A 19,813-nucleotide genomic window follows, 5' to 3' on the forward strand; every position below is an offset into this window, starting at 1 on the left:
CGCAGCCTTCACTGCATTTTCCAAAGCTGTGACAGCAGCTTGCTTATCTGCTGTCGCCGCATCTGCTGGCAAGCTCGTAATGGCAGTCAGGGCATCCGCAACATCAGGTTCTTGACTGTACGGGGTGGCCGTAGTTGCTGCGTTGGCTATTGCTGTATCCGCGGAATTTGCGGCATCAACTGCTTTAGTTAAATCTTGAATAGCTGTATTGATTGCGGCAGTCGTGGCTTCTTCGTTATTCACATTAGTTTGAACAGTCTTCACCGCATTCACAGCGGCCGCAATGGTCGGATTCTGAAGTAATTCCGGTGAAATCTTGCCGATTTGAGTATTCGCATCTGCATTCGCTTTATCACGTGCTGTTTTAGCAGCAGCGACGGCAGCAGTTAACTTATCCACCGCAGCTTGTTTATCCTCGGTGGAGGCATCACTCCCAAGATCAGCAATGTCTTTTAATGCATTAGCAACATCGTTTTCTTTGCTATACGGTTTGGCCGAAGTGGGCGCATTGGTAATCGATTCATTTAGCGTCTTCGCTGCTTGAATAGCACTCGTCAAATTGTCAGTCGCGGCGGTAATCTCAGCAGTCGTTCCCGTGCCGGCCGCATCCTTACTTAATGCCGTCGCCAACGCGGTTTGAGCCGCGGTAATCGCATCGCTATTCAGGCTACCAACATTGCTCTGTGCTGTCGTGGCATTTGCGATGGCAGTATCACGCGCAGTTTTTGCTGCTTCAACTGCCTTGGTGAGATTGTCAGCTGCAGCTTTGATCTGATCCGTTGTTGCTTTCGCTGGCAGTGTCGAATTGTCCAGGGCCGTTTGAACCTCAGTCTCCTGACTGTATGGTTTTGCAGTATCTTTGGCATTAGCAAGTGCCGTATTGGCGGCATTTGCTGCTTCAACAGCGTTAGTCAAAGCAGTGGTTGCAGTTGTGATAGCGCCAGTTGAACCAGTATTGTTGGCAGCAGCCGTCACAGCATCTTGCAAAGCGGTTTGGGCAACAGTCACCGTCGGATTATTGGCTAGGTCGCCAGTAACCGTGCCTGCTGCAGTCGTGGCGGCCGTATTTGCATCATCACGCAGTGGCTTTGCAGCGGTCACAGCCGCTGTGAGTGCATCAATTGCGGCTTGCTTATCAGCGTCTGTTGCAGTGCTCGGCAAATCCTTGATTTTTGCGAGTGCCCTTGCAACATCTTCTTCTTGGCTGTATGGGCTGGCAGTTGTATCCGCATTTTTAATTGCCGTATCTACAGCGCTTGAAGGCGTATATCCATCAGTAGTTACTGAAGGAACGAAGAAATTAACAGCATTATCGATTACCGACTGCGCAAGACCGGCATCAACGGCATTAGGTTCCGCGTCGGTTTTAACAGCGAACATGCCACTAACAACATTAAGAGCAGTAGTTAATGATGATGTATCCGACTTATTGGGGTCCGGATCATCGAGACGTTTAGACGCATACTGTAATGCATCAAGCAGGGCCGTTGTGTTTGGTGAAGTTGCAACATCGTACCCAGTAAAGTGAGTAGTAATCGCATTTAACTTGTCAATCAAAACATCCGCTGCATTTTTGGGATTAGTGTCGGGCGTTGTACTTTCCGAACCATCTGAATCACTAGGATCCGCCAACATAAAGTTCAGCTGTACCCCTTTGTCCAGGGTATAACCGTCGACAATTGCTTTCATGCTGGCCGCATCCGTGTCTGCAGGAAAATCAAATACGTACTGACTGCTCGTTTCCTTAAGCGTCGTGCCCTGCGGAAGTTGCTTCAGCAAATCCGCCGCGCTGATGCTCGGCTTGGCGGTTGTGTCAGTAGTCGTCTTAGTTGTGGTCTTCGACTCCGCATTAACCGCAGTTGTATTATCATTGGCCGCCGTGCTACTGGTCGCGCTAGATGAAGTTAACGGCACGGTTTGCGCTGTGACGTGCGCAGTTTGGGTGGACGCAACTTGTGCGGTCGAGCCAGCATCGGTCGCAGTCGTGTCGGCGCGAACGACATTTTGAGTTAACGCAATTTCCGTCATGCCCAACAAGGTAATGCCGGCAGTTAACCATAGCTTGCCAGCCCGGTACATCTTCTTATGTGTTGCACCGTCCATCTTGGCAATCTTTTGCTGAAATGCATTCATTTTGATAAGCTCCTTCTTTATTCAATACGCGTCTTTCGCGTATTCAGGGAAACGTCAACGAGACGCTGTATTTATAACAACTATAATGCAATTTTACTATATATTAGTACGGAAATAAAGGCTTTATAAAATTGAGTTTTACAAAATATTTGTCAAAATTAGGCGTTCTTGCGGTTTTTATGGAAAATGTTCTGTTTTAGCAACCAACTCCATTCATCAGTGACCGGTACAGTTTTCGTTGTGATATTATTTAGTTTTTGACCGCTAGTTTCAAATAAACGAATCAGATATTAATTAAACGGTTAATACTAAATATTAATTTATCTCGACCCCGCAATTTTCCTCAATGGTGATTGATCGAAATTTTTTGGACTAACCATTGTTTCCCGTTTCTCGATACTCATGTTCATTGAATAATCACCACTTCATCGGAGAGCAACAAACAAATCACCGCTGGCGACAACGAAATTCATGTATGACCGAAACAACCGCTGAATCATCTGCGAGCCTACCGAACCGTCGGGACTGATTAGAACACAGAAAAAGAACCGTTCCCGTCACTTCCAACGACAACCGTGCTGATTAAAGCTTGCAAATTTTAGAGAACTAGCAACTATTTGGTAAAAATTCAACTTGGCAACAAACAATCAAGGGATAAGTCATACTCCCCAAGAAGTCAGTCCGATCTTAATCAATCATCAACCTAACAGAACTACAACCACTTCTTGCGAAGAATATCTACTTAGCAACAACCTTTCCCGGATTGTTACCTAACCCACAACTAAATCAGTGTCTACAGCCCTCCGCAATGTAGCCTCCTCTTGTCGCATCTGACGTTGAAAATCCTCATAGTCACGAGCCACCTGGGGAACAAGGAACTTGAAGGAGAACAACTCCCCACCGCCATACAAGATCCCTAATCGCTGATATCCAGCTTGTGCCAAGTTGTCCGTGGGCTGAAGAAATCCGCCCTTTGTAGCCTTCATCAAATGGATGTAGGTGACCAGCTGATTATAATCGTTACGCTTATCAATATGCCGTTTGTACTTGGTGTCAATGGGGATACCTGCGTATTCGAAATCCGGGTAACGATGCTGCTGTCCGTCATCCCCAAACTGTTCGTAAAATGGCAGGGTCCGCAAGCCACGTTTCCTACCGTAATGCTTCCACCCCGTAATCTGCCAGATATACGCCTCCCACAACCAAGCAACGTCGATGATAATACCGTTAATCTGCCGGGCATCTCGGCCAAACCCGACACGTTTCTCCTTCAAGATCTGTAAACACAGCCGCTGTAACACGGCATACTCTTGAAAGTAACCATGCGTCACTGGATTCAATAAGTTCGTCTGCATGACATCTTGTCGATCTAATTTCTCGTATGACCCCGTTACGCGCCGAATATCTCGAACGTTCTGCTTAACCTCTTCATTTCCTGATAGGAGAAAACTTTTACCGTTTTGAATCTTCTCAATTGTATGACGAATCAGCTGCGTCACTGGGTTGTCAAAGCTGAATTCTCTCGTTCGGTAGGCCACCCGACCGATAAAGGGCATGTTGGTCTTGAGCTGTCTAGCAATCTCAATCGTTCCTTTAGCATTCGCATCGTTATATTGGCGATCCACATACTCCTTGTACAAACCCTTCCGCAACGCTTCATTCAAGTAATACGGAAACAGAAACTCAAGCAAGTCATAATAATCTGCATTATCCGTGGCGTGGCTCGTCGAACTGACAACGCGATAATTCAAAACCTCCTGCAACATATAGCGCAAAAAATAATCCTCTCGTGCATCCTGACGTGCACCGCTCGTAATGCCTGCCGTTCTCGTCGTCGCCGGTTGAATACAGGCAATAGTGCAGTAGCATCGTCCCACTGCTACGCAGTGGGACGATGGTGCCCGGGTTGCCGGCGCCACACCACTTGCATGTGTTCCCAGCCTCGCTTTCGAGATACTTGCGCTGGGCCAACTCTTCATCGGCGTTTAGGCGGAGTCCACTGCTGTCTTTCATTTGACTGCTCCTCTTCCCCACTAACGGGTCTCGATGCACACCTCGGGGCCGTCAAGGCTGACCCGGGCAATGCCATCACGATGCTTCACGCTGACCAGCTTGCCGCTATTAACGACATGGTTAACCGCCGTGGTCATCGAGCCAATCGGCAGCCGTTCGCCGGTGCGCTTGTTGTAGTCCCGGACCATCGTCTCGGCGTCTGGATAAAAATCAATGATGAATTTTTCCATTGTCGTTCTCCCTTGCTATGTGATCATTTAACAGCCTCCGCTGTATTACGCTTTTCGCGTAACCCTGTTTCAAAAAAATGGTCCAGTCAATATTCAACTTTTCCGCCATTACCTTGGCTTGGTCAACGGAAGGATCCCGCGTGCCAAGCTCATAGCCAGATAAAGTGGTTGGAGCGATTCCCAATTCCTTAGCGAGCTCCACTTGGCTCAAGTGTTTGCCATTGCGAAGTTCCTTCAACCAGATTCGCATTGTCTCACTTCATTTCTGCATGACTTTATAATGATACGCGTTAAGCGTAAGTAAACTGGAAATTACTCTATTTGTGTAAAAAGTGCGTATACGCAAGCTGCGTACTATACTCACCTTAAGGGGTTGTTAATCTTGGACACGAAAAGACTAAAGACGCTTAGAAAGATAAACCACCACATGACCCAGTCTGAGGTTGCCAAACAACTGGGGATTGCACTTACCACGTATGCCTCCTACGAGCAGGGATACCGACAACCGGACCCGGATATGCTTACCAGACTTGCCAACCTATTCAACACGTCGGTCGATTACATCCTTGGCAATTCCGACTCTAAAAACATTAACGGCAACCAGCAGGATCTAGTCATCGCTGACGATTACATCAAGGTGTACGGTGAGATACACGCGGGCGCAGTGTCGTGGGCGGAGCAAAACATAATCGGCAAGGTACCGACCACCAAGGAACAAGTGATGCGCTACGGGCGCAAGAATCTGTTTGGTTTGAAGATTGTCGGCGAGTCCATGAATCGTCGGCTGCTACCCGGTTACACGGCTGTCTTCTGCAAAGACCAACGGCCCGAACCGGGTGACATCGTGGCCGTGCTGATTGACCATGAGGACGCCACCGTCAAGGTTTATCAGGAGACATCGCTTGCCGTGATGTTTGCCCCAGCGAGCTATGACCCGACTTTTAAGCCATATGTTTTCCGCAAAGACGAGCCGCAAGATTTTGAGATTCTTGGCGTATACTTGTTTTCGACAGATCAGGATATATAGGGGGAACAATTATGGGGAAGCCGTCGCATCTTTGCCTCATTGGGGGCGAGCCGATCAAGGAAAAAATAGGGCCGACACTACATTTTCACATCGTCAACGTTGATGGAGACTGGATCTGCTATAAGCACTTTAAATCGTTGGGCTTTAACTTGATGACCGACAACACGATGTTTGGGCCTCGCATCTCCAGTGCTGACTATCTCAAAATCAGAGACGAGCACTTAAACGGCCACCAATTCGCTGTGGAATTGTTCGGGAAAGACGGTCGCAAGACGCCCGAGAGTGACAACAGAATGGCTGAGATACAGAAGCAGTTCGCCGATGCCGGTGTCTCCGACTTGTGGGGTACGAAGAAGGAAGTCAAGGCACTGCCGGAAATCTTGGGAGAGTCGGAAATCGTCAAGTACGCCACAAGCGGACTGGTAGCCGGGACCACGGTGCTGATGGTTTGCACCGACAGCCGGATCCTGTTTATTGACAAGGGCATGCTGTACGGTATCAAGTCGACCGAGATACCGCTGAACATGGTCAATGCTGTGTCTTACTCCACGGGGCTAATGTTCGGAACCATTTCCATCACTAACGGGGCGACCATTACCAAAGTCGAAAACGTCAACAAAGGGACGGCCCAGATGATGGTTGACGCAATCAATGCCAACCGATCCGCACTGAACCGCCCACAAGCACAATCGTCACCGGCACCGCAGTCGGCTCTACCGTCCGCAGCAGATCAGATTCGCGAATTCAAAGGCCTGCTAGACGACGGAATCATCACACAATCAGAGTTCGATGCTAAAAAGAAAGAACTGCTTGGTTTATAGAACTACCGCCCCGTTCGCGGGGTATTATTTTCACCGTTTAACCAAACATAGGTTCTATACATCCGCGTCTTGGTCAACACCCCGGCAAGACAAAATGGAGGTAATTTCATGCCAAAATGGACACCAATTAAAGGACACAAAGGCCTGTTCACCTATAAAACAGATGGCGGAGTGCGATATGCCGCGCGCCGCACCTACACAGACTCCCTTGGCAGACGTCATGAATGGTCGTCCGCTGGGCTAAAGCAATGGCGGGAGGCCGACCAAGCATTAAAACAGTTCGAGGCAGACTTGGCCAATGGTAAGGCTGGTCCAATTGAAAATCCGGGTATCACGGTCAGCCAATACCACGATTGCTTGGTAGAACGAAAGATAGATTTAGGCATCTGGCAGGAGTCAACCCGGGCGACACAACAAAACTACTACAACAAATACGTCGCTCCGCTTTTGGCAGCATGCGCCTGTCTGAAATCTTCCGAAGCCAGTACCAGGCATACCTTGACGGGTTGGCGACGGAATACGGTCTGGCTGCAAGCACCATCAAGACGATCGACTGTATATGAAAAGTATCATGAATGAAGCCGCCAACGAGGACGTCATCGACAAAAAACAGGCTGCGGGGCCTGCACCTCGGTGGAAAGCCAGCACGCAACAAATCGCTCACCAATCAGGAAGCTAGAAAGTGGTTAGCGACCGCGCGCAGGATCCTAGACAAAAACCAGCTTGCTTTAGTGCTGACTGACGCGCTAGGCTTGCGCAAGGGAGAGGTGATGGGACTGCGCACCAACTCAATCTCCATTACCCACGACGAAGTAAACGATCGCGATCAGGCAGCAATCAAGATTGACCTCCAGCGGACCTCAACCAAGCTAAACGGCGGCAAGCTTAAAACGCCGTCTTCATATCGCACAATCTGGGTATTTGGTGAAATGGTCGGCCTCCTAAAGTTCGCCAAGGTTACTGCCAACAATCTCCGTGCCCGCAACCATATCCAGTCGGCCAACCATTGGCTGTGGGTTGACAACAATGGAGAGCGTTTTTACCCCGACTACTTGAACCGAGTTGAGCGTAAAGTGTCCAAGGAATGCGGAATCGAGATTTATCCCCACCTGCTTCGCCACTACTTCGCGACAGCAACCATCGCCAGCGAGAAACCGCAAATCGACGTGATGCACTATCTCGGCCACAAGAATCTTCAGATGACAGCGGACTATACGCGCGCGACCAAAGAGGCCAGCCTGAACGTGTTTGAGGGCATAAATGCGTTCTTAAGAGGTTAAAATTCACCGGCAAAACGTGGGACGGATTTGGATCGGCGTTCGTCCCACGCTCGTCCCACGTTTTTCGTGGTAAACCGTTGTATTTAATGGCCAACGGTTAGCTTCAAAAATGTACAAAAAAAGGCGCCGCACGGCGTCGACGTTGACGTTATGCGGTGCCGGGAGCCTCTTCAAAATGTTATCGGTTCATTCCCACTCAACCGTTGCTGGCGGCTTGCTCGTAATATCATAGACGACGCGATTGACGTGCGCCACCTCATTGACGATCCGACTGGAGATTTCCTGCAACACTTCCCAGTCGATGCGTGCGAAGTCGGCGGTCATGCCGTCGATGCTGGTGATGGCGCGAATGGCGATGGTGTAATCATACGTGCGCCCATCCCCCATGACGCCGACGCTGCGGATGCCCGGCAGCACCGTGAAGTATTGCCAGATATCCTGGTCGAGGCCGTGGTTTTTGATCTCTTCGCGTAAAATTGCATCGGAATCGCGGACAATTTCCAGCTTGGCTGGCGTGACCTCGCCGAGCACCCGAATGCCCAGGCCAGGGCCCGGGAACGGCTGGCGCCACACGAGTGCATGCGGAATGCCGAGGCGTTCGCCGAGTTCGCGCGCTTCGTCCTTGAACAGCTTGTTCAACGGCTCGATGAGCTTAAACTGCAAGTCCTTCGGCAAGCCGCCAACGTTGTGGTGACTCTTGATGGTTTGCGCGGTATCGGTACCGGATTCGACGACATCGGTATACAGCGTGCCTTGCGCGAGGTATTCGATGCCGTGCAACTTACGCGCCTCGGCGTTGAAGACTTCGATGAAGTCGCGGCCGATGATCTTGCGCTTTTGCTCCGGGTCGGTGACGCCCTTGAGGTCACCCAAGAAGCGCTCGGCGGCGTTCACCTTGATGATCTTCACGCCCAGCCCGCGGCCGAGGCTATCCATCACCTGGTCGGCCTCGTTTTTCCGTAACAAGCCGTGGTCGACGAAAATCGCGGTGAGCTGCGAGCCAATCGCCTTGTTGAGCAGCGCGGCGACAACGGAACTGTCGACGCCGCCGGACAACCCGAGCAGCACCTGCTTGTCGCCGACTTCCGCCCGGATGGCTTCGATTTGTTGTTCGATGAAATCGCCCATGTTCCAATTGGCTTGGGCGCCGCAAACGTCGAAGGCAAAATGGTGCAGGATTTCGTGGCCATACTTGGTGTGTTGAACTTCGGCGTGGAACTGGATGCCGTAAAACTGACGGTCATCGTCGGCCATCGCCGCGATTGGGCAGTTGGCGCTGGTGGCGGTGACATGGAACCCAGCTGGGGCTTCATGCACCAAGTCGCCGTGGCTCATCCACACCGTTTGTTCACTAGGCAAATCGGCGAACAGCTTGGCCTGCGGATCCGTCACCGTGATGTCGACCTTACCGTACTCGCGGTCCTCAGCAGGCTCCACCTTGCCGCCGAGGCGCTGGGCCATCAGCTGCATGCCGTAGCACACGCCAAGAATCGGAATGCCCAGCTGGAAAATCTCGTCGTCGACGCCAAGCGCTCCGGCGTCATACACCGAGTTCGGCCCGCCGGAGAAAATGATTCCCTTTGGCGCAATCGCCCGCACCTCTGCGGCCGTGATGGTGTGCGGCTTCAACTCGGAATAGATGCCAAATTCCCGAATCCGCCGCGTGATCAATTGATTGTACTGACTGCCGTAATCCAAGACGATGATCTTGTCGTAATCGTCAGTGGTTGCCAAGTCCCCACGCTCCTTACGTTTTATGAATTGAAACAATTGTACAGATATTCCGCCGGCCGGTCAATTGACCCTGTGAAAACTCTCATGGAAGGCTTGCGTAAGTTGGCCTCAGCCAAAAAATCGCGCCACCGCTGTCGTACAACAGCGGTGGCGCGATTTTGCTTGTCAGCGTAAAACTAGGTTAAAACTGGCTGGCGACGTCGCTTGGCTTGGTTTTGCCATCGCGACTGTAGTTCTTCACCTCAGCCTGCATGCTTTCGATGAACATCTTGGTCGATTCCTCCTCGGTGTGCGTCTCGCCATACTTGCGGACGGAGACGCCGGCGTTGGCGCGTTCGGCTTCGCCGACCACCACGGTATACGGAATCTTTTGGGTTTGGGCTTCACGAATCTTGTAGCCCATCTTCTCGTTGCGCAGATCCATGTCGACGCGCAGGCCGGCCTTGAGCATCTTATCGTGCAACTCCTTGACGTAGTCGCCTTGCTCGTCGGGGTTGACCGGGATCAGCATGGCTTGCGTTGGGGCCAACCAGGTTGGGAAAGCCCCTTTGTAGATTTCCGTCAGGTAGGCGATGAAGCGCTCCATCGTGCCGACGATGCCGCGGTGAATCATGACCGGCCGGTGCTCCTGGCCGTCTTTGCCGACGTAGGTCAGCTCGAAGCGTTCTGGCAGCATGAAGTCCAGCTGAATGGTGGACATCGTTTCGTCGTTGCCCAGCGCCGTCTTGGTTTGGATATCGAGCTTCGGACCGTAAAACGCGGCTTCCCCTTCGGCTTCGTAGTAGTCCAAGCCCAAGTCGTCCATGGCGCCCTTCAGCATCGTCTGGCTCCGGTTCCACATTTCGTCGTCATCGAAGTACTTTTCAGTGTTCTTCGGGTCGCGGTAGGACAAGCGGAAGGTGTAATCGGAAATGTTGAAGTCGGCGTAAACGTCCATGATGAGGCGCAGGATCTTCTTGAATTCTTCTTGCACCTGATCCAAGGCGACGAAGGTGTGGCCGTCGTTCAAGGTCATTTCCCGCACGCGCTGCAGGCCGGACAAGGCGCCAGACTTTTCGTAGCGGTGCATCATGCCCAGTTCGGCGATACGCAGTGGCAATTCGCGATACGAGCGAATGTGGTGCTTGTAAATCTGAATGTGGCTTGGGCAGTTCATCGGCCGCAATTCAAGCATTTCGCCGTCGCCCATGTCCATTGGCGGGAACATGTCCTCGCGGTAGTGGTCCCAGTGGCCGGAGGTCTTGTACAAATCGAGGTTGGCCAAGACAGGCGTGTACACGTGCTCGTACCCGTCGGCAAGCTCCTTATCGATGATGTAGCGCTCGATCACGCGGCGAATCGTCGCGCCTTTTGGCATCCAGTATGGCAAGCCGGCGCCAACCTTCGGATCCACGAAGAACAAGTCGAGGTCGCGGCCGATGGTGCGGTGGTCGTGCTCGCGGGCTTCTTGACGGTCCTTGGCGTCTTGTTCGAGGTCGGCGGCCTTGAAGTACGCCGTGCCGTACAGCCGTTGCAGCATTGGGTTGCTGGACTTGCCTTCCCAATATGCCCCAGCCACGCTCAGCAGGTCAAAATGCTTCACGTCCTTGAGGCTCGGCAAGATGGCCCCCTCGCCGAAGTCCACGAAGTCGCCAAGCTTGAACGCCAACACGGCATCGCCGGCTTGCGCCAACAGCTTCAGCTTGTAGGGCTGAGCCTTGAACTGCGCCTTAGCATCGGCGGCGGATAATACGACGCGCTCGGCACTGCCCGCGGCTAGCTCGGCCATTTTGGCCTTCAGCGCCGGCAATTGGTCGACGGTGAGTTGGCTGCCTTGGCGGTCGGTGTCATAGTAGAAGCCGTCGTCGGTTGCCGCGCCGCCGCCGAGTTGCACGTCGGGATGCAAGGCGTGAATCGCCGCTGCCAACAAGAAGGCCCCGGTTTGGCGCAAAACGGTGAGCGCCTGGTCGTCGTCTTTGGTGAGGATGGCGATTTTGCCATCGTGAGTGATGGGTGCCTCGATGTCGATCAAGGTGTCGTCCAGCAAGCCGGCGACGGCTTTTTTGCCGAGGCTGACGCTGATGGATTGGGCCACGGCCAAAACGGTCGTGCCATCATCAAAGTTTTTGACGTTACCATCTGGAAAAGTTAAAGCAATTGCCATGATTTCTGCTCCTTTTTATTTGACGAAAATGCCATAAAAAAAATCGTCACGAATATTCTTCTAGAATATCCGGGACGATTCCTCGCGGTTCCACCCGACTTGAAAGCACAGCTTTCCACTCGTTGCCGATAACCCAGCAGTGGGTGCTTGCGCAAACAACTCGAAAGGTGGTGCGAATCAGGTCGTGTCCGGCTTTCAGCCAAGTCCGGAGCTCTCTGCAATTGATTCTTATAGCCTTCGTCTGTGTATGCCTAGATTAAACCACTTTGCCGCCAGCGACGCAAGTCACTTGCTGAAAAAATGTTCACCACCGGCCGACACCTGTCTACCCGTTGCGGCGATCGCGCCCGCCAACCACGATTTCCGTTGCGAGAAACTTGACGCGTTCCATGATGCGGCTGGCCTTCAAGCTTTCATTGTTGCCGACCTCGACGCCGGCCAGGAAATTGGTTAGCTCGGCCATGGTTTTATTCGAGCTAAACAGCGTCGGCAACTCCTCTTGCATGCGGTACTGCAAGATAATGCCGAGCACATCGTCGCGGAACCACGGGCTCAGCGACTCGGCGCCGATGTCATCGAGCATCAATACCGGCGCGCGCTTTAACGCGTTGACCTTGGCCGGCACGCCGTTGGTGGCGATGGCTGCCTTGAGCTCCACCGAATACGTCGGCACGTGGACCAAGGTCGACGCGATGCCTTGGCCGGCCAGCTCGTTGGCGATGGCCCCGAGCAGGTAGGTCTTGCCGACGCCGAACGCGCCGGTGAGGTACAGGCCCTTGTGGAATTGGTGCGGCTGTTCCAGCATCGCGCTGACAAACGCCAAGGCCGCGCTTAACGCCGCATCGCGGTCCTGCGAGTCGTATGTGGCGAAGCTGGCATTTTGGTTGGCCTTAGGCATGCTGATGGCGGTGACTAGGCTGGCGCGCTTGGCGGCGGCTTGGCTGGCCACCATGGCGGCGGTTGGCTGGTAGGTGATGTCGATCAGGCGGTTAGACACGACCAGCTGTGGCGCGTAGCCCGGCGCCACCACCGGCTTGCCGGCCGCCGCGGCGTCGCGTTGGCTGACGTATTCGTAGATTTTGGCCGCGCCGCGCGTCACCGCGTCTGGGGCGAGCGCCGCTTCGTGTTCGTGCAGCCACTGCTGCACGGCCGGATCGGCAACGGCTTGTTGCACGAGCTGCGCGTATTCGCCGGTCATTTGCCGCGCGTCCATCAGCTTCGCGATTTCTCCCCGCATGTCTTTCATGATTGCGTGCCACCTTTCTCTTGCAGCGCCTTGAGCTTCGCCATTTGTTCTGCCAGTTTAGCCTTAGACACCGCCGGCTGCTGCGGGCTGGCCGGCGCGGTGCGCTGTTTCAACCACGCCGGCACCTGTTCTTGACGCGCCGGCTTGCGCGAGCGCGGCTTGCGGTTGGCGGCCTTGGTTTGGTAGTCGCGAATCGCCAGCAACGCGCTTTGCGGGCTGTTGACCCCGGCCTTGAGCCAGGCGTTGGCCACCGAATCGAGGTAGGCCTGATTGAGGCTGTCGCGGTCGCGCAAGACGTAATCCACCAAGACGTTCAAGGTGTCGTCGTCGAACACGCCGCGGTTGGCGAGGTTGCGCAGTGCCAACGTTTCGTTGCCGGCCACAAACATTCGCGGCCCTTTTGCCTGCTTCACGGCTTCGAGAAACTGGCGCGGTGCCACGCCGTGCACGCGCTGCAGTAGCGCTTGCTCCTCCGGCGTCCAGTCGGTGTTGCCCGTGGCTGGCGCGGCCGGTTGCGCGATCGGCGCGTCAGTAAAGGCCGGCGTTTTCTTCTGGTAGGTTTGCTCGGCCAGCCGGCGCACGGAGGCGGCTGCGACTTTGCCGGTCATCACGTCGGCGGCCTTGCCGATGAGGCGGCTGAGGCTCAGCGCGTCGAGTCCGTAAAACGTGGCGATTTCCCCTAACGCGGCTTCTTGTTGCGTGATTTGCTCCGGCGAGACGCCGTAGCCTTGCGCCTGGGTTTTCACCAGCGCCCAGTCGACGCCGGGCTTGCCGAGGCTCACCTGCGGCGTTGGTTTCTGCTGGGTCGCCGCGCGCGCCGGGGCCAAGTCGGCCGGCGGCGTCACCGAGGTCAGGTGATAGACGTCGAGGAATTGGTGCGTGTCGTCTTGCCAATCCGTCCGCGATACCGGTTGCAGCGTGAAGCGCTCGGCCAACTCAACGTAGCGGTGGCCGCCGACGCGATCATACAGCAACATCCCCAACAAGTCGTCGGCAAAAAAGCGGTCGGCGGTTAGCGGCGCATACAGCTCGTAAGCGTAATAACGCCCCATCGCGTCGATGGCGGTGTAGGTTTTCAATAACCCCACGGCCTCGAGGTGCACCCGCGCGTCGTAGAGTTGATCAACTGAAATGTTCAGCACTTCCAGCAGCTGGGTTTGCGGCCGGCGCTCGGTCATGCTGGGACGGGGCGTGGCCTCTTGCCACAGCGTCAGGTATAACGCCAACGCCACCGGACCGACCAGCGGCTGGTACAGCGCAATGGCCACCTGCTGCAATTGGTCGCTAAACCAGTTGGCCTGCGCGACGAGATAGGCGTCTTGCGCCATGAAATTTGCGGGTCGCTTCATCGTGTCTCCTTTCTGCCGGCGTGCTCAAAAAAAGCCAGGCGGCCGCCTAGCTATTTTTCGGCGCATCGCCTTTGGCCATCATGTCTTGCAGCTCCTTCATGAACACGGACATGTCCTTGAATTGCCGATAAACACTGGCAAAGCGAATGTAGGCCACGTCGTCGACGTCTGCCAAGAGGCTCATCACGTATTCCCCGATGGCCTGACTGGACACCTCGTTTTCGCCAATGGCGCGCAACTTGTTCTCCACCGAATCGACGATGCCTTGCATCTGTTCCATCGTCACCGGCCGCTTTTCGGCCGCGCGAATCAGGCCCTTGAGGATCTTCTCGCGGTTGAATTCCTCGCGGGTGCCGTTCTTCTTGATGACCAACAATGGCGTCTGTTCGACGCGCTCGAAGGTCGTGAAGCGAAAACCGCAGTTCTCGCACTCCCGCCGGCGCCGAATGGCCTTGCCGCCATCGGTTGGGCGCGAATCCACGACGCGAGAGCTATTGTGATGACAATGTGGGCACTGCACGGCGCCACCTTCTTTGCATTTTTTTAGATTATAACATTAATCCCGCCGCAGTTGGGCAATCAAGGCCGCAACTTGCGCCTGCCGCACCGCGGGGCCGCGGCCGTTATCGATGACAAAATCGGCGCGCGCCACCTTATCGGCCAGCGGCAGCTGCGCGGCGATGCGCGCCTGGGCGGCCGCTGCGCTTAAGCCGTCGCGCGCCATCAAGCGCTGCTTTTGCAGCGCCTCAGGCAGCGTCACCACCGCCACGCCGTCAAACGCCGACACCCAGCCGCCTTCATACAACAATGGAATGTCGCCTACCACCAGCGGTCCGGTGGCGCTGGCCAAGGCGGCCGTGAGCGTGTCGCGCAACTCCGGTTGGTACAAGTCGTTGAGTTTTGCCAACGCCGCCGGGTCGTTAAAGACGCGCTGCGCGAGCCGCGCGCGGTCGAGTTGCCCATCGGCGCGCAGCATGGTGGGGCCAAACTGCTTGACGATTTTAGCCAGCACGGGCATCCCTGGCTGCACCAAGTCATGCGCGATGGCGTCGGCGTCGATCACCGGCACGCCGACGTCGCGAAACTGCGCCGCCACCGTGCTTTTACCGCTGGCGATGCCACCGGTGAGGCCGAGGCGATAGGTCATCGAATCACCCGCTTCCGCAACGGCTGACACTTGGGGCAATAATGCGTGCCGCGCTGGCCCACCTTAATCTTCACGATATCTGTGCCGCAGCGGTCGCAAGGCTCGCCTTGGCGCTCGTAGACGTGCAGCCGGTCTTGAAACCCGCCGCGGGCGCCGGTGGCATCGACGAAGGTGTGGACGCTGGTGCCGCCGAGTTGAATCGACTGCGCCAACACCGCGATAATCGCATCGTGAAGCGCGGCGATTTCGGTTTTTTTCAAGGTGCACGCCGGCTGTTGCGGATTGACCCGTGCCTGCCACAGCGTCTCGTCGGCGTAGATGTTGCCGACGCCGGCGACGACGGTTTGATCCAGCAGCACGGACTTAATCGGGGCCTTGCGCGCCTTGAGCTTGGCGGCAAACGCCGCCAAGTCGAATTGCGCCGGCGTCGGCTCCGGGCCGAGGCTGGACAGCCCGCTCACCAGGTACTCCTGCCCGGTGGCAATCAGCTGCATGCGCCCAAACTTGCGCATGTCGTGATAGCGCAGCTGGCTGTCGTCGCTAAAGGTGAACCACACATGGGCGAAACGCCCAAACGGCACGGTGGGATACGGCACAACTTGATACTTGCCTTCCATGCGCAGGTGGCTGACCATGGTGACGCCGTGGTCGAAGCGAAACAGCAGGTACTTGCCGCGCCGGTCGAGCCCGGTGACGGTATGCCCCACCAACGTCTGTTGAAAATGCGCCAGGCCGCCGGTGAGGATTTTCTCCCAGTTGGTGCCGATGGCGGTAATGGTTTTGCCTTGAATCAGCGGCAAGAGGCTCAGCCGCACGTTTTCGACTTCAGGTAATTCTGGCATGTGATCCTTCTTTACTTGGCTTGGAACCAATCCGGCCCGTAGGAACTTTCGACCTTCAACGGAATGGCCAGCTTGACCGCAGAGTCCATGACCTTGGGCACGAGCTTGGCCAGCGTCGCCATTTCGGCTTCGGGGCCTTCAAAAATCAGTTCATCGTGGACCTGCAGCAACATGCGCGACTGTAAATGCTCAGCCTCAAGCATTTGTTGCATGTTGATCATGGCCACCTTGATGATGTCGGCGGCGCTACCTTGAATCGGCGTGTTCATCGCGGTGCGCTCGGCGAACTGGCGCAGGTTGAAGTTGCGCGAGTGAATCTGGTTGAGGTAGCGCCGGCGGTGGAACAGCGTCTCGACGTAGCCTTGGTCGCGGGCGACTTGGACCATCTTGTCCATATAGTCGTGGACCTTGGGGTATTGCTCGAAGTAGCTGTCGATGAAGGCCTTGGCCTGCTTGCGGGAAATGCCGATGTTTTTGGCCAAGCCAAAGTCGGAGATGCCATAGACAATCCCGAAGTTGGTCGCCTTGGCCTGACGGCGCATGTCCGGGGTGACCTGGTCGGGCGAGTCGAGGTTGAAGATCTTCATCGCGGTGTTGGCGTGAATGTCGCGGTCCTCACGAAAGGCTTCTTGCATGTTTTCGTCGCCGGAAATATGGGCAAGCACGCGTAGCTCGATTTGCGAATAATCAGAGCTGAAAATCTGCCAGCCGGGTTGCGACGGCACAAAGGCGCGGCGAATCTGCTTGCCTTCATCGCGGGCGGGAATGTTTTGCATGTTCGGGTCCACCGACGACAGGCGCCCGGTTTGCGTCAGCGTCTGTAGATAGCGCGTGTGAATCTTGCCATCCGGCAGCACCGCCTTCAACAAGCCGGTGACATAAGTCGAGTTCAGCTTAGCCACGGCGCGGTAGTCGAGGATGTCTTGCACAATCGGGTGGCCGCCGCGCAGTTGGTCGAGCACCTCCACCGACGTCGAGTAGCCGGTTTTGGTTTTCTTGATCACGGGCAGGTTGAGTTTTTCGAATAAAATCTCGCCGAGCTGCTTCGGCGAATTCAGGTTGAATTTCACCCCGGCCTCACCGTAAATTTTCTCTTCGAGCACCTTGATGGTTTGGCTGAACTGCTTGCCCATGTCGCGCAAGCGGGCTTGATCCAAGGTGATGCCTTGCATTTCCATGCGCGCCAGCACCTGGGCCAGCGGCAGTTCCATGTCGGTGAACAAGTCGAATTGATTCTGGTCCTTGAGGTCGGCAATCAGGTGCGGCGTTAAGGTCGCTAGCGCCTGGGCCTTGGCGGCAAAATGGGCGAACAGCGCCGGCTGCTCCGGCACGGCGCGCTTGGCGCCTTTGCCGTAGACGTCGGCATCAAAGGCCAACTGGTAGTCGTGATCCTGCGCGATTTGGCCGAAGTCGTTGCTGTTTTGATCCGGGTTCAACAAGTACGAGGCCAACAACACGTCAAAATCGATTGGTGGTAACTCGAGGCCGAGCCGGTGCGCGGCCACTTGGTTGCGCTTGGCGTCGAACACGACCAGCGTCTGCTGGGCTAGCCAGGTCTGCAGCGTTGGGTTGGTCAAGAGCTCGGCGTCGGCCGATACATAGGTAACGTCTGCTGTGCCGAGGAAAAAGCCGATTAGCGGCGACACGTGGTAGTTGTCGTCGAGCATTTCCAGCTCGAAGCTCACCTGCCCAGGCTTGGCGGGCAGCGTCTCGAGGTTAGCCGCGGTGAGCTCAACGAAGTGCGCCGGTGCGCTGGCCTCGACCGCGGCGGCGGTAGGCGCGGCCGCCGGATCGGCGGGCAGCTTGGCGAGGGCTTGGCGCATCTCGAGTTCGGTGTACAAGTCGCGCAACGCCGGAATGTCCGGCCCACGGTAAGCCAGGTCACTCAAGCCGATGGTCACCGGCGCGTCTTGCCGAATGGTGGCGAGGTCCTTAGACATGAAGGCCTGGTCGCGGTCTTCAATCAGGTGCTCCTTCATCTTGCTGGGCTTTAACTCGTCGAGGTTGGCGTAGAGATTCTCCATGGTGCCGAACTGCTCGAGGAGCTTCAGCGCCGTTTTCTCCCCGACCTTGGTGACGCCGGGATAATTATCGGAGGTGTCGCCCATGAGGCCCTTGAGGTCGACGATTTGCGCCGGGGTGATGCCGAGTTTTTCCTGAACATGCGCCGGCGTGTAGGTTTCCAACTCGCCGACGCCCTTGACGGTGACTTGCACCGTCACGGCGGCCGTGGTGAGCTGGGTCAAGTCGCGGTCGCCGGTCACCACCGTCACCGTCCAGCCGGCTTCTTCCCCGGCCTTGGCCATGGTGCCGATGATGTCGTCGGCTTCCCAATCCGGCAACTCATAATGGGTGATGCCGTGGTCGTCCAGCAGGCGCTTGATTAACGGCAATTGTTCCAGCAGTTCGCTTGGGGTCTTGGCGCGGCCGCCTTTGTAATCGTCGAACTGCTTGGTGCGAAACGTGGTCTTGCCCGCGTCAAAGGCCACCAAGGCGGCGTCTGGTTGTTCCTTGGCCACGATGATGTCGAGCAAATTGTTGAACACGAACACGGCGTTGGTGTGCAGCCCGTCCTTGGTCGTAAACCGGTCCAGCTGGTTATACAACGCGTAAAACGACCGAAACGCGACCGAGTTGCCGTCGATCAGTAGTAATTTCTTCATCGTGGCCATCATGCCCTCCTCGAATGTGTCTACCCCTATTGTACCAAACTCCAAGGCCCCTTGCCGCGTAGCAAAAAAGGCGAGTCGCCTCGCCTTAAAACTTGCGCAGCCCCACCTCATCAATGAGATGATGTGCGGTTTTATGCAGAATCACATCCGCGCGATTTTTCGTCGGCAAGATGTATTCGTTCAGGTTCTTCAAGTTGACGTCGCGCCACACCCGCCGCGCCATCTTGAAGGCCGCCTCGCGGTCGCCGCTGGCATATCGGTAGTAGTAATTCGTCGGGTCGGTGAATGCCGTGTCCAGCAACATGCCGAAGCGCTCGAGGTACCACTGCTCGATCAACGTCGGGTCGGCGTCGATGTACACCGAGAAATCGAAGTAGTCGCTGATGTAAATCGGCTCCTGGCTCGGCAGCTGCAACACGTTGATGCCTTCGACGATGACGATGTCCGGATGGTCGATGATGTCACTTTCGCCAGGCACTACGTCGTAGATCTGGTGGGAATACTTCGGCGCGCGCACGATGCCGGAGTTGTTCTTGACGTTGTTCAGGAAGTGAATCAACAGGTTCATGTCGTAGCTTTCCGGGAACCCCTTGCGGTCTAGCAGGCCGCGCTTGATCAGCTCGGCATTGGGGTACAAGAAGCCGTCGGTGGTGATCAGCTGAATGCGCTTGTCCGGATACGCGCGAGACAACAACAGCTGCAACAGGCGCGCGGTGGTGCTTTTGCCCACCGCCACGGAACCGGCGATGCCGATGATAAACGGGTGCGGCCGCTGGCGCACGCCAAGAAACTGGCTGAGGTTGAACTCGGCCTGCAGGTAGTCGCGGTAACGAATGTGAATGAGGTGCCGCAGCGGCGAATAAATCGTCTTGACGTCATCGAGGCTGACCTCGTCGTTTAACGAGCGCAGGCTGCTCAACTCGGCATCGGTCACCGACGCGAAGTTATGCGCGTGAAACGTCGCCCACTCGGCCCGGCTAAACGTGAAGTAGTTCATTTCGGATTTCATGCGCGTTTTTGATTATTCTCCCGAATCACTTTGGCCTGATCATACAGCGGGCAGCCGACATCGGCGCAGTCGTCGCAGTGCGCGGCCTTAGTTTTGCTGAACCACTGGCGGTACACCGCCCAGCCAATCACCGCAAACGTGATTATGGCAATTATCCAAGTCATCAT

General features: G+C 55.5%; 18 protein-coding genes. 4 read left to right on the top strand and 14 right to left on the bottom strand.

What is annotated here, in order from left to right:
- The 4 genes from FD02_RS07395 to FD02_RS07410 form a co-directional block, all read right to left on the bottom strand.
- The coding region (locus FD02_RS07395; protein ID WP_156408276.1) for a KxYKxGKxW signal peptide domain-containing protein at positions 1–2,133 on the bottom strand (2,133 nt) is incomplete at its 3' end.
- Positions 2,134–2,903: 770 nt separating this feature from the next.
- Positions 2,904–4,112, bottom strand: a complete 1,209-nt coding sequence (locus tag FD02_RS07400) for a 5-methylcytosine restriction system specificity protein McrC (protein WP_082603348.1) — start codon at positions 4,110–4,112, stop codon at positions 2,904–2,906.
- A 54-nt stretch (positions 4,113–4,166) separates the two neighbouring features.
- Positions 4,167–4,376, bottom strand: a complete 210-nt coding sequence (locus FD02_RS07405; protein WP_054723339.1) for a hypothetical protein — start codon at positions 4,374–4,376, stop codon at positions 4,167–4,169.
- On the bottom strand, positions 4,357–4,626 hold the full coding sequence (locus tag FD02_RS07410) for a helix-turn-helix domain-containing protein (RefSeq protein ID WP_056951473.1): 270 nt from the start codon (positions 4,624–4,626) through the stop codon (positions 4,357–4,359). Before FD02_RS07410 ends, FD02_RS07405 begins: the two co-directional genes overlap by 20 nt.
- A 132-nt stretch (positions 4,627–4,758) precedes the next feature.
- Here FD02_RS07410 and FD02_RS07415 point away from each other — a divergent pair, with 132 nt between their 5' ends.
- The 4 genes from FD02_RS07415 (at position 4,759) to FD02_RS11520 (ending at position 7,504) form a co-directional block, all read left to right on the top strand.
- On the top strand, positions 4,759–5,403 hold the full coding sequence (locus FD02_RS07415; RefSeq protein ID WP_268871597.1) for a LexA family protein: 645 nt from the start codon (positions 4,759–4,761) through the stop codon (positions 5,401–5,403).
- An 11-nt stretch (positions 5,404–5,414) separates the two neighbouring features.
- Positions 5,415–6,224 (top strand): PH domain-containing protein, encoded by an 810-nt coding sequence (locus FD02_RS07420; RefSeq protein ID WP_235806700.1) that lies wholly within the window; start codon positions 5,415–5,417, stop codon positions 6,222–6,224.
- A gap of 108 nt (positions 6,225–6,332) precedes the next feature.
- On the top strand, positions 6,333–6,803 hold the full coding sequence (locus FD02_RS11515; protein WP_225352575.1) for a hypothetical protein: 471 nt from the start codon (positions 6,333–6,335) through the stop codon (positions 6,801–6,803).
- Positions 6,800–7,504, top strand: a complete 705-nt coding sequence (locus FD02_RS11520) for a site-specific integrase (RefSeq protein WP_235806701.1) — start codon at positions 6,800–6,802, stop codon at positions 7,502–7,504. Before FD02_RS11515 ends, FD02_RS11520 begins: the two co-directional genes overlap by 4 nt.
- A gap of 186 nt (positions 7,505–7,690) precedes the next feature.
- On the opposite strand, the gene guaA is transcribed toward FD02_RS11520, so the two are convergent.
- The 10 genes from guaA to FD02_RS07475 all read right to left on the bottom strand — a co-directional run bounded on the left by guaA (position 7,691) and on the right by FD02_RS07475 (position 19,813).
- Complete coding sequence (gene guaA, locus FD02_RS07430; RefSeq protein WP_056951475.1) at positions 7,691–9,238, bottom strand: glutamine-hydrolyzing GMP synthase; 1,548 nt, start codon at positions 9,236–9,238, stop codon at positions 7,691–7,693.
- Positions 9,239–9,419: 181 nt separating this feature from the next.
- Positions 9,420–11,381 (bottom strand): threonine--tRNA ligase, encoded by a 1,962-nt coding sequence (gene thrS / locus FD02_RS07435; RefSeq protein WP_056951478.1) that lies wholly within the window; start codon positions 11,379–11,381, stop codon positions 9,420–9,422.
- A gap of 325 nt (positions 11,382–11,706) precedes the next feature.
- On the bottom strand, positions 11,707–12,627 hold the full coding sequence (dnaI, locus tag FD02_RS07440) for a primosomal protein DnaI (RefSeq protein ID WP_056951480.1): 921 nt from the start codon (positions 12,625–12,627) through the stop codon (positions 11,707–11,709).
- Positions 12,624–13,976, bottom strand: a complete 1,353-nt coding sequence (locus tag FD02_RS07445; RefSeq protein WP_056951481.1) for a DnaD domain protein — start codon at positions 13,974–13,976, stop codon at positions 12,624–12,626. The genes dnaI and FD02_RS07445 overlap by 4 nt, the downstream gene beginning before the upstream one ends.
- A gap of 46 nt (positions 13,977–14,022) precedes the next feature.
- Entirely contained in the window at positions 14,023–14,496 is a 474-nt protein-coding gene (nrdR, locus tag FD02_RS07450) for a transcriptional regulator NrdR (RefSeq protein WP_056951483.1), read from the bottom strand.
- Positions 14,497–14,532: 36 nt separating this feature from the next.
- Positions 14,533–15,123, bottom strand: a complete 591-nt coding sequence (coaE, locus tag FD02_RS07455; RefSeq protein WP_056951485.1) for a dephospho-CoA kinase — start codon at positions 15,121–15,123, stop codon at positions 14,533–14,535.
- Positions 15,120–15,965 (bottom strand): bifunctional DNA-formamidopyrimidine glycosylase/DNA-(apurinic or apyrimidinic site) lyase, encoded by an 846-nt coding sequence (gene mutM, locus FD02_RS07460; RefSeq protein ID WP_056951487.1) that lies wholly within the window; start codon positions 15,963–15,965, stop codon positions 15,120–15,122. Before mutM ends, coaE begins: the two co-directional genes overlap by 4 nt.
- An 11-nt stretch (positions 15,966–15,976) precedes the next feature.
- Positions 15,977–18,637 (bottom strand): DNA polymerase I, encoded by a 2,661-nt coding sequence (polA, locus tag FD02_RS07465; RefSeq protein WP_056951489.1) that lies wholly within the window; start codon positions 18,635–18,637, stop codon positions 15,977–15,979.
- 85 nt (positions 18,638–18,722) lie between these two features.
- Positions 18,723–19,646, bottom strand: a complete 924-nt coding sequence (coaA, locus tag FD02_RS07470; protein ID WP_054723585.1) for a type I pantothenate kinase — start codon at positions 19,644–19,646, stop codon at positions 18,723–18,725.
- Positions 19,643–19,813, bottom strand: a complete 171-nt coding sequence (locus FD02_RS07475) for a FeoB-associated Cys-rich membrane protein (protein ID WP_156408277.1) — start codon at positions 19,811–19,813, stop codon at positions 19,643–19,645. Before FD02_RS07475 ends, coaA begins: the two co-directional genes overlap by 4 nt.

It is taken from the genome of Lacticaseibacillus nasuensis JCM 17158 (genome assembly GCF_001434705.1).
GTDB lineage: Bacteria > Bacillota > Bacilli > Lactobacillales > Lactobacillaceae > Lacticaseibacillus > Lacticaseibacillus nasuensis.

What these genes read in the sequence shown, in the direction of transcription:
- FD02_RS07410 (WP_056951473.1), bottom strand. Translation starts at nt 4,626, where the DNA reads ATGCGAATCTGGTTGAAGGAACTTCGCAATGGCAAACACTTGAGCCAA.
- FD02_RS11520 (WP_235806701.1), top strand. Translation starts at nt 6,800, where the DNA reads ATGAAGCCGCCAACGAGGACGTCATCGACAAAAAACAGGCTGCGGGGC.
- dnaI (WP_056951480.1), bottom strand. Translation starts at nt 12,627, where the DNA reads ATGAAAGACATGCGGGGAGAAATCGCGAAGCTGATGGACGCGCGGCAA.
- FD02_RS07405 (WP_054723339.1), bottom strand. Translation starts at nt 4,376, where the DNA reads ATGGAAAAATTCATCATTGATTTTTATCCAGACGCCGAGACGATGGTC.
- FD02_RS11515 (WP_225352575.1), top strand. Translation starts at nt 6,333, where the DNA reads ATGCCAAAATGGACACCAATTAAAGGACACAAAGGCCTGTTCACCTAT.
- thrS (WP_056951478.1), bottom strand. Translation starts at nt 11,381, where the DNA reads ATGGCAATTGCTTTAACTTTTCCAGATGGTAACGTCAAAAACTTTGAT.
- FD02_RS07475 (WP_156408277.1), bottom strand. Translation starts at nt 19,813, where the DNA reads ATGATGACTTGGATAATTGCCATAATCACGTTTGCGGTGATTGGCTGG.
- FD02_RS07400 (WP_082603348.1), bottom strand. Translation starts at nt 4,112, where the DNA reads ATGAAGAGTTGGCCCAGCGCAAGTATCTCGAAAGCGAGGCTGGGAACA.
- FD02_RS07420 (WP_235806700.1), top strand. Translation starts at nt 5,415, where the DNA reads ATGGGGAAGCCGTCGCATCTTTGCCTCATTGGGGGCGAGCCGATCAAG.
- coaE (WP_056951485.1), bottom strand. Translation starts at nt 15,123, where the DNA reads ATGACCTATCGCCTCGGCCTCACCGGTGGCATCGCCAGCGGTAAAAGC.
- polA (WP_056951489.1), bottom strand. Translation starts at nt 18,637, where the DNA reads ATGGCCACGATGAAGAAATTACTACTGATCGACGGCAACTCGGTCGCG.
- mutM (WP_056951487.1), bottom strand. Translation starts at nt 15,965, where the DNA reads ATGCCAGAATTACCTGAAGTCGAAAACGTGCGGCTGAGCCTCTTGCCG.
- coaA (WP_054723585.1), bottom strand. Translation starts at nt 19,646, where the DNA reads ATGAAATCCGAAATGAACTACTTCACGTTTAGCCGGGCCGAGTGGGCG.
- FD02_RS07445 (WP_056951481.1), bottom strand. Translation starts at nt 13,976, where the DNA reads ATGAAGCGACCCGCAAATTTCATGGCGCAAGACGCCTATCTCGTCGCG.